Source organism: Flavobacterium sp. IMCC34852, from assembly GCF_030643905.1.
Classification (GTDB): domain Bacteria; phylum Bacteroidota; class Bacteroidia; order Flavobacteriales; family Flavobacteriaceae; genus Flavobacterium; species Flavobacterium rivulicola.
Genome location: NZ_CP121446.1, coordinates 2,771,344 through 2,786,471, shown reverse-complemented (window position 1 = coordinate 2,786,471; position 15,128 = coordinate 2,771,344). Strand labels below are relative to the sequence as shown.

Annotated in this window: 18 protein-coding genes; 1 reads left to right on the top strand and 17 read right to left on the bottom strand. The window is 36.2% G+C overall.

Annotation, left to right across the window (positions count from 1 at the left end; genetic code table 11):
• Positions 1-7: 7 nt before the first annotated feature.
• The 5 genes from P7V56_RS12045 to rsfS form a co-directional block, all read right to left on the bottom strand.
• Entirely contained in the window at positions 8-658 is a 651-nt protein-coding gene (locus tag P7V56_RS12045; protein ID WP_171222915.1) for a phosphatidylserine decarboxylase family protein, read from the bottom strand.
• A complete protein-coding gene (locus P7V56_RS12040; protein ID WP_171222914.1) occupies positions 648-1,451 on the bottom strand; it encodes a phosphatidate cytidylyltransferase in 804 nt (267 codons plus the stop codon). The genes P7V56_RS12045 and P7V56_RS12040 overlap by 11 nt, the downstream gene beginning before the upstream one ends.
• 1 nt (position 1,452) lies before the next feature.
• Entirely contained in the window at positions 1,453-2,058 is a 606-nt protein-coding gene (locus P7V56_RS12035; RefSeq protein ID WP_171222913.1) for an LUD domain-containing protein, read from the bottom strand.
• A gap of 115 nt (positions 2,059-2,173) precedes the next feature.
• Positions 2,174-4,108, bottom strand: a complete 1,935-nt coding sequence (ftsH, locus tag P7V56_RS12030; protein ID WP_171222912.1) for an ATP-dependent zinc metalloprotease FtsH — start codon at positions 4,106-4,108, stop codon at positions 2,174-2,176.
• Between the two features lie 18 nt (positions 4,109-4,126).
• Positions 4,127-4,498 (bottom strand): ribosome silencing factor, encoded by a 372-nt coding sequence (rsfS, locus tag P7V56_RS12025; protein WP_171222911.1) that lies wholly within the window; start codon positions 4,496-4,498, stop codon positions 4,127-4,129.
• Between the two features lie 93 nt (positions 4,499-4,591).
• Between rsfS and P7V56_RS12020 the strand changes: the two genes are divergently transcribed.
• Positions 4,592-5,320, top strand: coding sequence for a biotin--[acetyl-CoA-carboxylase] ligase (locus P7V56_RS12020; protein ID WP_171222910.1), 729 nt, complete (start codon positions 4,592-4,594; stop codon positions 5,318-5,320).
• A gap of 2 nt (positions 5,321-5,322) precedes the next feature.
• Here the strand turns inward: P7V56_RS12020 and P7V56_RS12015 are convergent, their stop codons facing one another.
• The 12 genes from P7V56_RS12015 to P7V56_RS11960 all read right to left on the bottom strand — a co-directional run bounded on the left by P7V56_RS12015 (position 5,323) and on the right by P7V56_RS11960 (position 15,123).
• Positions 5,323-5,688: a VOC family protein gene (locus tag P7V56_RS12015; RefSeq protein ID WP_171222909.1), complete on the bottom strand. Its 366-nt coding sequence runs from the start codon at positions 5,686-5,688 to the stop codon at positions 5,323-5,325.
• A 38-nt stretch (positions 5,689-5,726) separates the two neighbouring features.
• Positions 5,727-5,930 carry a helix-turn-helix domain-containing protein gene (locus P7V56_RS12010; RefSeq protein WP_171222908.1) on the bottom strand — a complete coding sequence of 68 codons (204 nt, stop codon included), beginning with the start codon at positions 5,928-5,930 and terminating at the stop codon, positions 5,727-5,729.
• A 3-nt stretch (positions 5,931-5,933) separates the two neighbouring features.
• Positions 5,934-6,485: a DUF2975 domain-containing protein gene (locus tag P7V56_RS12005; protein ID WP_171222907.1), complete on the bottom strand. Its 552-nt coding sequence runs from the start codon at positions 6,483-6,485 to the stop codon at positions 5,934-5,936.
• A gap of 330 nt (positions 6,486-6,815) precedes the next feature.
• Positions 6,816-7,313 carry a hypothetical protein gene (locus P7V56_RS12000; RefSeq protein ID WP_171222906.1) on the bottom strand — a complete coding sequence of 166 codons (498 nt, stop codon included), beginning with the start codon at positions 7,311-7,313 and terminating at the stop codon, positions 6,816-6,818.
• A gap of 235 nt (positions 7,314-7,548) precedes the next feature.
• Positions 7,549-7,776, bottom strand: a complete 228-nt coding sequence (locus P7V56_RS11995) for a hypothetical protein (RefSeq protein ID WP_171222905.1) — start codon at positions 7,774-7,776, stop codon at positions 7,549-7,551.
• 44 nt (positions 7,777-7,820) lie between these two features.
• Positions 7,821-8,558, bottom strand: coding sequence for a hypothetical protein (locus P7V56_RS11990; protein WP_171222904.1), 738 nt, complete (start codon positions 8,556-8,558; stop codon positions 7,821-7,823).
• Between the two features lie 216 nt (positions 8,559-8,774).
• On the bottom strand, positions 8,775-9,389 hold the full coding sequence (locus P7V56_RS11985) for a response regulator transcription factor (RefSeq protein WP_171222903.1): 615 nt from the start codon (positions 9,387-9,389) through the stop codon (positions 8,775-8,777).
• Positions 9,386-11,170, bottom strand: coding sequence for a tetratricopeptide repeat-containing sensor histidine kinase (locus tag P7V56_RS11980; protein WP_171222902.1), 1,785 nt, complete (start codon positions 11,168-11,170; stop codon positions 9,386-9,388). Before P7V56_RS11980 ends, P7V56_RS11985 begins: the two co-directional genes overlap by 4 nt.
• A gap of 7 nt (positions 11,171-11,177) precedes the next feature.
• Positions 11,178-11,630, bottom strand: coding sequence for a hypothetical protein (locus P7V56_RS11975; protein ID WP_171222901.1), 453 nt, complete (start codon positions 11,628-11,630; stop codon positions 11,178-11,180).
• A 112-nt stretch (positions 11,631-11,742) separates the two neighbouring features.
• Positions 11,743-12,909, bottom strand: a complete 1,167-nt coding sequence (locus P7V56_RS11970) for a DUF1501 domain-containing protein (RefSeq protein ID WP_171222900.1) — start codon at positions 12,907-12,909, stop codon at positions 11,743-11,745.
• 2 nt (positions 12,910-12,911) lie between these two features.
• Positions 12,912-14,303: a DUF1800 domain-containing protein gene (locus P7V56_RS11965; protein ID WP_171222899.1), complete on the bottom strand. Its 1,392-nt coding sequence runs from the start codon at positions 14,301-14,303 to the stop codon at positions 12,912-12,914.
• A 4-nt stretch (positions 14,304-14,307) separates the two neighbouring features.
• Complete coding sequence (locus P7V56_RS11960) at positions 14,308-15,123, bottom strand: hypothetical protein (RefSeq protein WP_171222898.1); 816 nt, start codon at positions 15,121-15,123, stop codon at positions 14,308-14,310.
• Positions 15,124-15,128: the final 5 nt, after the last annotated feature.

The window sequence follows — 15,128 nt, the reverse complement described above, 5'->3', positions numbered from 1 at the left end:
ATCCTAATTATTTAGAGGCGATAACCGTTTGGTTACCTACAGCATTTTGGTTTAAAGCAACATCCACTTTTGTTCCTAATGGTAAATAAATATCAACTCTGGAACCGAATTTAATAAAACCGGCATCTTCTCCTTGAACGACTTGCTGACCTTCTTCGGCATAGTTTACAATTCTGCGCGCTAAAGCTCCTGCGATTTGTCGGTACAAAACTTCTCCAAACTGTTTGGTTTCAATCACCACAGTGGTTCTTTCGTTTTCGGTACTGGCTTTCGGATGCCACGCTACTAAGTATTTTCCGGGATGGTATTTGCTGAATTTGATTTTACCTGAAGCCCCATAACGTGTTACATGTACATTAATCGGCGACATAAAAATGGAAACCTGTAATCTTTTGTCCTTGAAATACTCTTCTTCGAATACTTCTTCTATCACCACTACTTTACCGTCAACCGGTGCTAAGAAGTAATTTTCATTAGGTACTATCTTTCTGTTGGGGTTTCTGAAGAATTGTAAAATCATTACAAAAAGGAATACAAAAACAAGTTGGATTGAAATTCTAAGCCATGGAATGTGTACAAATTTATCTGTTAATAATAACGCTGCAACAAAACTTAAAATAGCAATGAAAATGATTTTATAACCTTCTTTATGAAACATAATAGATAATTTGGTAAAACAAATAAACAAATGGTGCTACAAATATAATACTATCCAAGCGATCTAGAAAACCACCATGACCGGGCATAATATTACCGCTGTCTTTGACGCCTGCAATTCTTTTGAATTTCGATTCTATCAAATCACCTAAAGTGCCGAAAGCGCTTACAATCATAGCTATGATAATCCATTTGATAAGGTCTTGGTGTAAATAGAATTGGGCTAATAAAATTCCGGCTACGACCGAAAAAACAACGCCACCGACAAAACCTTCTATAGTTTTCTTGGGCGAAATTCTCTCAAAAAGTTTGTTTTTTCCCATGGTGATTCCTACCAAATAAGCAAATGTATCATTGCACCAAATGATTATTAAAATACTAATAATGATTTCGGGTACATATTGGTTATTGATGAAAGGAATTTTGGTAAAAATAATAATAGGAATGATTAGATAGCCAATCAAAAAAACGTATTTGGCTTGTACATCCAGAAATCTATCCTTTTTTTCAAACAGAAATAACAGTGAGCGTATTGAAACCAATAAAGCTGCAATGAGTAGCAATATTTCGTTGGTTTTGATGGTGTTATTTAAGTTGAAAAGAATGTAGCCTATTGTTGCAATAACAATTGGAATAATTGGTTTTAAAGAGATTAGTTTACAAAACTCTACTACGGAGAAAAGCAATAAAATACCAAACAATAACAAAAAGCTATATTGAGAATATAAAGTCGCGCCAACCAGTAACAGTACATAAACTGCGCCGGATAAAGCTCTTGTTACAGTAGTCGTCATGCTATAAATCTTCTAAAAGCAAGAGGTATAAATTCTTGGCCGTACTTCCGTATTGCAGGAAGTCTTCGTCTTTGGCTTTTTCGAAATATTTGATGGTAGTAATGTTGGTTGGATAATCTTTATCGTATTTCTTTTTAATCACACGCAAGCCATCGCTTTTGGTTTCCAAAATTTGACTCGTAGTGGCTAAAATGATGATATTGATAGGTAAATCGTTAGGCTTATTTTGTTTGATTTGGTTGGAAGAAAATAATACCGAACCTTCATCGGCAATCAAATTTTCGCAACTGGCAAATAAGAATTTAGGATTAGCAGGTTTGTCGTACATCAGTTTGTTTTCGTCCAACATACTGAACAATTTCGGCTCATAGCAAAGGGCTTCACATTCGAACCAATCGTTTTCTTCTAAGATATTTAAGAATTGGTCTTTTACTTCATTTAAATTTTCACAGTACAAAAACTTGCCTCCGTTTTTTTTGAAATTATAAGTAAACTTCTCATCTACCGGAAGCAGTGAGAAACTGGAAGGAGTATTATTAAATTCGCTTTGACTTTCTTCGTCAGAGGCATCATTACCTGTGCCAAAAATTTTTCTGAAAAGACTCATGCTTGTATGGGTATAATCTGTTTTGGTATTTGAAATCCCTCAAAGATAAAAAAATCTTAATTCAAAAGTATGTTTTGAATTAAGATTTTAAAAAAATGTTAAAAAACTGTAAATGTTATTCTGTCACTGTTTCTACTGCTGTTTCCTCAGTGTGAGTATCAAAAGGTCTTTTGCCGAAGATGGCTTCCAAATCGTCTTTGAAGATGACTTCTTTTTCAATCAGGATGTCAGCTAATTGCTGCAGTTTTTCTTTGTTATCTTGTAAAATCTGTATGGCTCTTTGGTATTCGGTTTCTATTAAATTTGAAATTTCTTTATCGATGACCAAAGCCGTTTCTTCTGAGTAAGGTTTAGAGAAATTATACTCACTTTGTCCCGAAGAATCGTAGTAAGTGATGTTTCCTAATTTATCATTCAGACCATAAATAGTCACCATCGCACGCGCTTGTTTGGTTACTTTTTCCAAATCACTCAAGGCTCCGGTAGAAATTTTATTGAATATTACTTTTTCAGCTGCACGTCCGCCCATAGTGGCACACATTTCGTCTAACATTTGTTCCGGACGAACAATTAAACGCTCTTCGGGTAAATACCAGGCGGCACCTAAACTTTGTCCGCGAGGAACAATCGTAACTTTTACTAATGGCGCTGCGTGTTCGAGCATCCAACTTACAGTGGCATGACCGGCTTCGTGAATGGCAATGGCGCGTTTTTCCTCCGGGGTTACTATTTTGTTTTTCTTTTCTAAACCGCCAACAATTCTATCAACAGCATCCAAGAAATCTTGTTTATCTACAGCTGTTTTGTTGTTTCTGGCAGCGATTAATGCGGCTTCGTTACACACGTTGGCAATATCAGCTCCCGAGAATCCCGGGGTTTGTTTGGCTAAGAAATCGATGTCTAAATCTTCTACTTTTTTTAGAGGCTTCAGGTGTACTTCAAATATTTCTTTACGCTCTCTAACGTCCGGTAAGTCAACATAAATTTGGCGGTCGAAACGTCCGGCACGCAATAAAGCTTTGTCTAATACGTCAGCTCTGTTGGTAGCTGCCAATACGATTACGTGTGTATTGGTGCCAAAACCATCCATTTCTGTCAATAACTGGTTAAGGGTATTTTCGCGTTCGTCATTTGAGCCGGAGAAATTATTTTTCCCTCTCGCACGACCAACCGCATCAATTTCATCGATAAAGATAATGGCCGGTGCTTTGTCTTTGGCTTGTTTGAATAAATCTCTCACACGAGAAGCTCCAACACCCACAAACATTTCCACAAAATCAGAACCTGATAAAGAGAAGAATGGCACTTTGGCTTCACCGGCTACGGCTTTCGCCAAAAGGGTTTTTCCGGTTCCCGGAGGTCCTACTAATAAAGCACCTTTCGGAATTTTACCTCCAAGCGTAGTGTATTTGTCAGGGTTTCTTAGGAATTCTACAATTTCTTGTATTTCTTCTTTGGCACCTTCTAATCCGGCTACGTCTTTGAAAGTGGTTTTAAGATCGGTTTTTTCGTCAAATAATTTGGCTCTCGATTTTCCGATGTTGAAAATTTGGCCACCGCCACCTCCGGCACCACCGCCAGACATTCTTCGCATGATTAAAACCCAAAGACCAATGATGATGATGATTGGCAAGAGGCTGATAAATATTTCAGACCAATTGCTTTTGGGTTTAAAGTCGTAGTCTTTTATTTTGCCTTCCAACTTGGCTTTTTCGATTTTGTTTTGGAACACTTCATCATTACCAATTTCAAAAGAGTAATGTGGTCCTTTGTTTGGGTTACCCAACATGTCTTGGGCTAACTTACTGTGTGCTTTGTCTTTTAAAGCCGCGGCAGTCAGATAAGCTTCCCCTTCTGTTTTGTTGAAAATCACTACTTTTTCGATTTGTCCTTTGTCTAAATACTCGTTGAACTTAGACGAAGAAATTTTAGCAGTATCCTGAAAACCGGAACCGCCGATGTAGTTCAATCCGAAGAATATAATAATTAATCCGGCGTAAATCCACCATGGACTTATTTTAAAATTATTGGGTTTCTTTTCGGTAGCCATATATATTTAGCGCAATTTTTAGTAGTTACTTGGTATGGTTGTAATTTGGGCATCGCCCCATAGTCCTTCAATGTTGTAAAATTCACGAATTTGTTTCTGGAAAACGTGTACCACGATGTCAACATAATCCATTAAAACCCACTCGCCATTGTCTGTACCTTCTACATGCCAAGGTTTGTCTTTTAATTCTTTGGAAACTAATTTTTGGATAGAGTTAACAATTGCGTTAACTTGGGTGTTGGAGTTACCATTACAAATGATAAAATAATCACAAACAGCGGTGTCTATACCTCTTAAATCGAGTATGTCAATATCATTTCCTTTTACTTCTTCAATGCCTTTGATAATACTCGCCAGGAGTATATCGGTGTTTACTGCTTTTTTCGTCATCTAGTATTTATGTGTATTTGGCAAAGGTATTACTTTTTGTCCTTATTTTTGCTTAACAAAAGTTTAAAATTACGACCAAATTTTATTTCTATCATGCCTATAATCAAACTCGATGCCATAGATTCGACCAATGACTATTTAAAGCAATTGGCCAAAGAAAAGTGGTTAGAAAACTACACGGCTGTCATGGCTTTCGAACAAACCAAAGGCAGAGGACAAATGGGTGCGGAGTGGGTAAGTGAACCGGGTAAAAACCTCACTATTAGTGTATTGATTAAAGATGTGCCGCAGGAAATGATTTCTATTTACGACTTTAATATTGCTGTGGCTTTGGCAGCTGTTGGTTTGCTGACCATGAATGGCATAACCAAAGTAAATGTCAAATGGCCCAACGACATTATGGCAGAAAATAAGAAAGTAGGTGGCATACTCATAGAGAATTCGCTAAAGTCAGATGGCAGTTATACGGCTGTTGTAGGTTTTGGGTTAAATTTGAACCAAACCGATTTTGAACATTTGCCCCAAGCGAATTCTTTGACGAATATTACCCAACAACATTATGATATAACCGAAGTAGGAGAAAGGTTTATAAAATCACTTAAGTTACACCTCATTCTTTTCCCCGAGCGCGCTGATGAAGCTTGGGCGCATTACAACAGTTTATTGTTTAAAAAAGATAAACCGGCTGCTTTTGAATACTCCAATGGTGACCGATTTATGGGCATAATCAAATGTGTGACACGTGATGGGAAATTGGCAGTACTTTTAAACGATGATAGTTTGGAATATTATGAATTGAAGGAAGTGAAGTTGTTGTATTAGGTTTACTTTTTAAACTCCCCAAAATGCCACAATACCCCCGAAGGATCATGCACAAAACATTCGCTTCCCCAATCTAGTACCTTTATTGGTACTACCCGAACACCCTTGTATTTTGTTGGTAAGTCTAAAGTAAATAATTCCCTGTAAAACTGTTGTACATCTTCCACTTCCATAAAAACCATGGTGTTGTCTATCCAATCTTTTACATAAGCATCTTGCAGGTAAAAGCCTAATGTCTCACTTTTGAAATAAGACATATTGGATGATATGACCACTTCTTCAAAGCCCAAGTCGCGATAAAAACTTCTGGAGATTTCATAGTTTTTGGCACCAATAAATGGTCGAATGGATATGGCTTTGTGGTTCATTTGTTAATTCTTCTATTGATTTCAAATATACAAAATAGTTAGTCGGTGTATTCTAAAATATCGCCGGGTTGACAGTCTAATGCTTTGCAAATTGCTTCTAAGGTACTGAATCGAATGGCTTTGGCTTTACCGGTTTTTAGGATGGAAAGGTTAGATAAGGTTAAATCTACCTTTTCGGAAAGTTCGTTTAACGACATCTTTCTTTTGGCCATCATCACGTCGAGGTTTACAATAATGGGCATAATTTATATTGTTAAGTCGTTTTCGTTTTGGATTTCGATGCCTCTTTTGAAAATTTGTGCGATTACATACAGCGTCACGCTCATGAATAGCCAAACATCACCGCCGGCTAAGCGTAAGTGGTAAATATCCGGCATTTTAACGTCTTGTTTGTAAAGCCATTCCGCGTAGTTAACGCCAAAGTGCGTGAACAAACCAATGCCCAAAGTCAAATAGGAAAGGATGATAATAAACCTTACTACTTCAGGGTTAAAAGGCTTGGTCAGGTTTAGCTTTTTGTCGTGTAATAATTTTACAATCAGGTAAAAAATTAGCGTTTTCATTACCGCTATGATACTCAGATAAGTTGTGATTGCAAAGTAATGGCCTTTGTCAAAGTTGTAAAGTTGGGTTAAATCGATTTGTTGCCAAAAAATGCCAATGTTGTCCGTTTTAAAAAACGCTAAAGCAGTATTGAATATAAAACCGCAGGCTTCAATACACAAGCCGATAAAGATAATCCATGAAAGGATATACAAGACTTTTAGGATTTGTGCGGTACTGATTTTAATTTCCATGAGGATGAATTATAAAGTTTAACAGGACAAATATATAATAAATATTTATTGATAAACAATAAATATACATTTTTATTTAATAAATATTTAGTGTAAATAGATTTTGATGGTTTCAAGAGAATTTGGCAAAAGAAAAGATTGCTTTCTGATTTTACTCAATTTGTTGGGTTTCCCTATTTTAAGATCTTTTACTGAGTTTATAAGCTTCATGAATACTTTTCAGACTTTGCGGGTATTTTTTCGGAGTTGTCAGGGATCTTTCTGGTCTTGGTCGATGTCTTTTCAGAGAAAATCTGTTAGATAAACTAATGCAATTTTTGCAAACTGCTGTTAGCGGTGGTTTTGTGTGATTTTTATAATCTTGTTTTTCAACTCTACAACAGATTCATAAAATATTCGAGCATCAGTTGAGATATAAATTAGCTTATTTTCATTTCTTATGACGAAATCATATTTTTTTTCATTTCTTAAATCACTCCCATTTATTATCTTATTTATTTTGGCTTCATAAGATTTAGCTTCAATAGTATCATTGAAGCAAATTTCGTATGCACTAAGCCTTACATACATATTATCTTTAAATTCTGTATTACATTTTGCGTCAAATCCATTTAGGTTTTTAAATTTTATTTTATTCGATTTCTTGTGAGTTTCAAATATCAGTTGATTGTCATTATTGATTAAGCTAATTTTGTAATTTTCCTTTTTTAACATATTTATAAACGAATCAAATTCTTTTGAAAGTTCGGAACATCGAATATTCTGAGCAGATAAACTGAAGCTATTTAATGATGTGAGCAAAACGAAAGAATAAAGGAATCGAATCATAATTTGTCATTTAATGCATTGTTTGTGAAAATCACCGACAACTAACAGATAAATATAAATTCATATCTGTTTCCCCAACTAATATACAAAAAAACCACTTTTATCTCAGGAAACTACTTTTATGTTCCATCGAATAAGTGGTTTGGTTAATTTTTCACATTCAGGTCACTCCAAAACCCTCTCATTAAAGTCTCAAAATAACAAGAGGGCGGAGCGGTAGGTATAAAGTGCCGGTTTATCGCATGCTCATTTGCACAAAGTGCAACAGCTTTTGACGTTCTACCGGCGCGGGGAATATCTTTAAACAACGGTCGACCGTAGCCGCAATACGAATGCGCGGAAAGTCGGGAAATTCCTCGGCTATAATTTGAATGATAAATTTACGGTCGAGTGGTTTCTCGACATTAATGAATGGTTTATCATATACCATTTTACACTGAGATTCTACATTAGTCCAACACATGATTTTTAGAATTACGAATTATGAATTACGATTTTTTCTGAATTTTAATTACTGTCAATTCTTCCTTTTTTTAGCCATGACAATCCAAAGGCTAATAGGGCAATGGTTTCTAAAACAAAAGTGATATTATAGGCTTGTAATTGGGGATAGCTTTCTTCTAACCACACCGAGTAAATCAAAATGATGGCTATGCAAACTAACATGGTAATCCCACAGTATTTGTAAAAATTATGAGAAGGCATTTTACCAAAGTCGGCGACCTTGGCTGTGCGTCTGAAATTAAAAATTGAAATCAGTGATAGGGTGATAAAAAAGAAACCTGCAAAAATATAATGCACATAACCCATGGTTTCACTGCTGATGTAAGTGCGAACATTATCCGAAAGACAATTATTGGCAGAAGTAGGGAATAGGGCAACACCCAAAGCGCAAAATCCGGCCAAGTTGGTCATAAAACTGTCTGAGGGAATAATTTCCTCATCGCGTTGCGGATAACCGCGGTAACTAAAGAGAAACAAGGCCACGGCACAAAGCGTCCCGGTAAAGAGTTCGCCTACCGTGGTGTAATAATAATGGCTGATAGAAGGTTTGAAAGAACTACCGGCGGTGTAAGTATTACATTGTGTCATCATCAAAGTTTCGTTATTGAATAAATTATAATGATTGATCATATAATTGCCCGCAAGTAGGATAAAAGGCAAGGACAGTCCAAGCCAACCAATAGATTGGCGCATTCGGTGATAGGAAATCACCAAGTTGGGGTTTAGGTTTCTTTTTGGCATGTATTCGTATTATCTGGATTTTACTTGATGAATAAAAACCTGCCCTTGTTACAAATATCAAATACCACTAAAATTTTTGCGAGAGACGGGCAGGATTTATTAACTAACCAAAACTTAAATTAATTACGTTTTTGATTATTTAAAATTCGGAAAAGAAAACCAATAAAAAAATCCCCATCAATGGGGATTTTTTACCGTAATTATGAGGTAAAAATATTACAAATAGTCATATTTCCGCTCTAAAGCGAATTTTGTTAAATCGGTTTTCCCGATAGTTTTGATTTTTTTCGACATGTTTTTGCGGTGGGAATCAACCGTAGATTTTTCGATAAACAAGACGTCGGCAATTTCCTGAGACGATTTTCCTTCGGCGATTAGTTGCAGTATTTCTTTTTCGCGGTTGCTAAAAAATAATTCGTTTTTGGAAGTCTCATATTCGTTTTCTGCATCATTTACAAAATAGGAGTAACCTTGACTAACCGCTCTAATGGCTTCTAAAACGGTTTGTAATGAAGAGTTTTTCATGATATAGCCAGAGGCGCCTGCTTCTTTCATTTGCGCAATAGCATCGTCATGGTCAAACATACTAAAGGCAATAATCTGGGTATTTGGAAATTCTGCCTTAATAGTTTTGGTGGCCACAATGCCATCACATTTAGGCATCCTGATATCGGTGATGACTACATTAGGTTTGAGCTGTCGCACAATGTCAATCAATGCAAACCCGTCGTTCGCATAACCTACAATTTCAATATCGTTTTCGTTTCTCAAAAATGATTTCATGCCATCAATCAGGGCCTGATGGTCTTCGGCGATTACTAACGTGATCATAATGGTATGTCTATAATGATGGTGGTTCCTTTTCCTTCAAAGCTGTCAATGTTAAAAGTGCCATTGAGTTGTTCCACTTTTTTTTCAATATTACTCAAACCCATTCCTTCTTTTTTATCTATTGCTTTGGGATTAAAGCCTTTGCCATTGTCTTCAATCAGTATGTTGATAGTGTCATCATCTTGGGTTAAACTAATGGTGATTTCGGTCGCTTGAGCATGTTTAATCGTATTGGTTAATATCTCTTGAATCATACGGAAAAGGGTAACTTCAAGAGCGTTTTCCAATCTTTTAGTCATGCCAAATGGAATTACCTGTACTTTAAGTTTGTTGGGAATAGCTACTTTCTTAGCAATATTTTGAACGGCTGGAACTAATCCTTCGCTGCCGATAACACCTGCGTTTTTGGCATGAGCCATACCTCGTACTTTTTGGTAAGCATCTTCTATAAGCTCATCTGTTTTGGCAAACAACTCTCTTTCTTCCTCTTTGATGCCTTCTGTTTGTTGGTAAAGATTCTGGAAATTAAGCCTTAGAGTTGCTAAAATACTGCCCAAGTTATCGTGTAATTCATTGGCTAATTTTAAGCGCTCTTTTTCTTGGCCTTCCAATATTTTGTCAATTTCAAGTAATTCTTGTTCTTTAAGCACATTTTCAAGTTTTTGACTTTCGATGAGCTTTTCCTGTTCGGCTATTTTTTTCTTTTTATTGATGTGACTGATTCTGAAATAGGCTCCAATTACAAAAACCAAAAAAAGACCGATAAAGGAGTAGAGGAATAACTTGTTTTTTTGGTCTTTAATTTTTAATTCTTGATTTTCAAGCTCTTTCTTTTGGGTTTCGTATTTGGTGTTGATGTCACGGATAATTTTATTTTCTTCTTGGTCGCTCAATTCTTTCTCAAGTGCTTTTTTCTTGTCGAGATATTCAAATGCTTTTTCATAATTCTTCATCTCTTTGTAAGTATCCGAAATATAACCAAGTACAATAAGGTCAACATTAGCTCTGTAATTGTCAAACTTTAATTCTAGAGCCATAAGGTAATATTTTACAGCAGCTTCGTAATTTTTTTCTTTGCGAAATATGGCTGCAAAATTGACATAGGCATAAGCGATACCTTCCTGATGATTGTGTTTTTTACTTATTTCTAAAGATAAATTATGATAATAACGAGCTTTTTTTAAATCATTTAATACTTCAAAATAGGTAACACCTATATTACCATTAATCTTAATTTCATGAACAAACAGCTTGTTTTTTTGTGCAATTGCAATCGCTTTTTGAAAATAGGCTATTGCTTTTTGAGGCTCTAATATATAAATACTTTTTCCAATTTGCTTGTAAGTTTTGCATAATAGATCCGGATTTTTACTTTTCTCGGCATATATAATGGCTTCATCCAACAATGGCTTGTAATCGGCATATTTATAATTACTGAGGCTTTTTTGTTCTGCTAATGTTACTAAAAGTTCCGCCACTTTGTCAAAATCTTTGGCTTGAAGGTATAATTCTTTTGCCTTTACAAAATGTTCTACAGCTCCGACACCGGAGCTATTTAAATATTCAGTTTTACCGGATAAATGTTCAAACAGCGCTCTATCTTTTATAGACAAGGCATTTGGTTTGAATTTTCTTAATTCGGTCAAACGAGTTTTATAATCAAGTTGGTCAAATTCAGATTCAAATTGTTTTAAGGCTGCGTTTTGGGCAACAGTAAGTACAGTACTAATTAAAAAAAGTACTGTAAAGATGTATTTGATTTTATTTGATTTTAAATTCATAAATGATTTAACCGTTTAAACCACCTGATCCTCCACTTCCCGGAGGAGCACCAGCTGCCAAGTGAACATAAATACCGGCTTTGTAGTTTATAATGTATTGGTTGTCATCGGTATTGGTTGTAGGGTCAAAACCTATGCCGTGGTGAATGTAAACGTCAATTTTGTCACCGGTTCCTATGCTGAAAATATCTTTGTCGCCGGGTTCTAAATAATCTTTGTTAAGTTTATTGAATGAAATATCGTTTTCCAGAAGATTTGCATCCGGCGGATAATTGGTGAAATCGGTGTCATTTTTATCTACCGTTTGTAAAATTCCCAAAATAGCATATCGATTAGCATCACAAATATTGTAATATTCGCTGATGTAAAATTCATCAGGGCTGATGTCAGTAGTTTGAATGTCTAATTTAAAAGTGCTTTGTGTGGCATCAAAAGTTCCTGTAGATTCGTAAACTTTCATGATTGTAATAGTTTTGATTAGGTTCTTCAAAGATGAGAAAAAAAATGTAATAAAAAATCCCCATCAATGGGGATTTTTCAACATCATTCAAGGGTAAAAATAGTACAATTTGCTAAAACAAGCCTTTTAGTGGAGTTGACTTCAGACCAATGGTTTGGGAATCAAAATCCAACTTATTTTCAAGTAACGAAGCATAGACACTTCTGAAATCAATTTCATATTTTAAATCACCATTATCTAAATCGGAGAGATTTGGATTGTTTCCAATGACTTTTCCTTTGTTATTTCCACCAATGATAAACATTGGGGCGGCTGTTCCATGATCTGTTCCGTTGCCGTTGTCTTTGACTCTCCTTCCGAATTCAGAGAAGACTACGATGGTAACATTTTGCAGTAATTGGGCTTTTTTCAAATCGGTGTAAAAATTAAAAACCGCCTCGTTCAATTCGGTCAAATTGCGTTGGTGTAAAGCCAATTGATTGTCATGTGTATCATAACCGTTTTGGGAAGTATAATATACTTTGGAATTCAAATTGCCTTTGATTAATCGGGCAATCCATTCTAGGTTTTTACCCAAATTGGTTTTAGGATAACTCATTTCAGCTGTCGATTTTGCAATCGCTTTTTGAATCTCATCAGAACCTTCGGAAACCGAGTTGGCAATTTTGCGCACAAAATCCAATTGCGGATTGTCCGAAAGCTTTACCGTATTGTCATTATCGGTTCTGATTTTGAAACGATTCGGGTCTTTTACGGTAATGAAGTTAGGTTCGTTGCCTTTGAGGGCCAAATTATCTATGGAATCCAAATTAATGCCGGCAGTAGGTTGGTGCTCTTTACATTGCAAGTCGAGATAACGACCTAACCAACCTTCATTTAAATATTGATTGGAATCTGAGGCAGTTTGCCAAATTTCCTGACTGCGAAAATGCGATCGATTGGGCTCAGGATAACCCACGTTTTGGATGATGCTCAAGTCCCCATTTTGTTGCATCGTCGCAAAATCTTTCAACGCCGGATGAAATGACATGCCTTTATTTTTACTGATGACCTGGTCTTTGGAAAGCGCAATTTTGGTCCGCAAATCATAATACAAAGGATTCTCAAACGGAATAAACGTGTTCAAACCATCATTACCGCCATTGAGTTGGACAAACACCAAGCATTGTTCACCAATCAACAGGTTAGGCTGATTTCCGAAAGCGTGAAGGAAATCAGGCAGTAGCAAAGCACCACCGGTAAATGTTCCTGTTAGGGTTAAAAAGTTTCTTCTGTTCATGGCTAAATCAATTGGTATTCGGGTGTTTTTACCATCGCATTGAACAATCGCAATACGGCATCATCGGCATTTTGTGCTTTGGGATTGAAATCGTATTTCAAGATGGCTTCAAATTCTTTTTGCAAATTGTCATCGACTTGAAATAATAATCTGTTGGTAAGTTCAGCAATAATAGTTTTGTTGTTGCCGGTTTTGTCCCAATGAAGTTTAACTTTTACCAATTGTGACCTACTTTCATTCATCATTTCATCGTCGGTGAATTGTTTTCTTCGACTCAAGCTTTTACCGTTGCAAAGCAAATCGGCAGCATTATTGCGTTGTAAATAAATTTGGGAAGTCAGCCATTCTTTACCGCCATTCCAACCTTTAACATTGGGTTGGTTAAACAAATCCATGCCTTGTTGTCTTAAAAAAAGCACAACCAGTTTCGGATTCAATTGTGCAACATTTAACTCGTGCATCAATTGGATGATATAAACCAAAGGGTCTTTGATTTTGCTTCCGGCATTGTCTTTGGCGAATTCTTCAGTGAAGATTTTGGTAAGCAACGGCTTGATTTCAAAATCTGCTTTTCGGAAATAATCCCCGTAATATTGAACCAATTCTTCTGACGGATTATCGTAGATGAACCACTTTAGGATTTTTCGCGTCAGCAAATAAGGCACCGCTTTTTGCTCGAAAATAATATCGACCATTTCACCCACTTTGAACTTGCCTGTTTTGCCAAAATAGGTAATCGTGTCATTGTTTTCAAGCATTCGACGATAAACGGCTTGGTCTTCTCCTAGGTTTAATCCGGCCAACCCCTTGGCGCCGTTTTTAATATCGTCTTCAGTGTAATGGCCAATACCTAGTGTGAACAATTCTAATAATTCCCGGCTAAGGTTTTCGTTGATTTTATCTCGGCGATTGTCTACATTGTCCAAATAACGTACCATGGCATTGGTTTGGATGACTTGTTTGGTCAAGGTTTTAAAGTTGCCAAAAGCGTTCTCACGTAGCAATTGGTTGTGCTGAAAAATCCAATGGTTGACCTTCACTTTTTGGTAAGTCGAAACAAAATGGTTGTGCCAAAAGCAAGACATTTTTTCGCGTAGCGGATATTCATCATGAATCATTTTTTCCAACCACCAAGCTTTCATTTCCTGAGACACTTGGAGTTCAATTTTGAGTAGTTCTTTCGCTTCTTCGGGAGAAATATTTTTTAATTCTTGACGTTTGGCTTTTAATTCTTGAATTGATTTTGGACTCTTGTCTAAAAAAGAAGGCACGCTTTTGTCAAATGATGAAACATAGGATTGCTCCAGAAATTTGGGTAAACCCATATTTTCAATAAGTTTACTTTGCTTTCCTGAAAAACCTAAACGCAATGACCAAAGGGTGTGCTTGTTCATGATTTTATCTTCTCGCTCTTGCCGGGGTTCTTCTTACTTTAACGGCTTTTACTTTGCCTCTCTTGTTTTTGTGAATTACGGTTGTTCCTCGGCGATTGTGAACTACCAAAGTCGAAGAATGTCTTCTCGAAGTATACGTTTTTCGGGCTACAACGACTCTGCGGGTTGTAACCGGACGATAATATACACGGTGTGGAGCACAGTGGGCATAAAACACCGGATGAGAGATTGGTCGCCATGGTTTCCACCAGCGAGGATAGTAACCCCAACGGTAGGGCGAAACCCAAACTACATAGTTCGGGCCATATAAAAAACGGACACTTGGCCAAAGCCAAACATTAACAGAAACTATTTGAAAATCTATTTCAGGAATATTAGGACCACCTTTTGAACTTTTAATAACTTCTTTTTCATCAAATGGTTCTACGATAGTATTTTCGGGATATAAATCTTTGTCACCTTCTATTTGAAGTACTGCATGATTTTCTCCGGTTTTTTCGATGCTGATGGTAGCAATATCTTGTTTTTCTTTTTCATCGAGAAAAGTGCTTAGTACAATAACATGGGAATCGCCGTCTTTGATATCCTCAACGGTTATATAATCAATGTCATCATCATTGTTGAGGTCTAAATTGTTGACATTGTTACTTTCTTCATTGAGTAACTTTTCAAAATTTTCTAAGGTATTGGCTTTTTTAAATAGGGCCAAAGCAACTTCCAAACTAAAATCATCACCGGTATTTACCGGACGATTGTCTTCTTGACTAAAAGCAGTGGTTATACCTAGTACAACCAACAGTAGAGATAAACTTTTTTTCATATTCA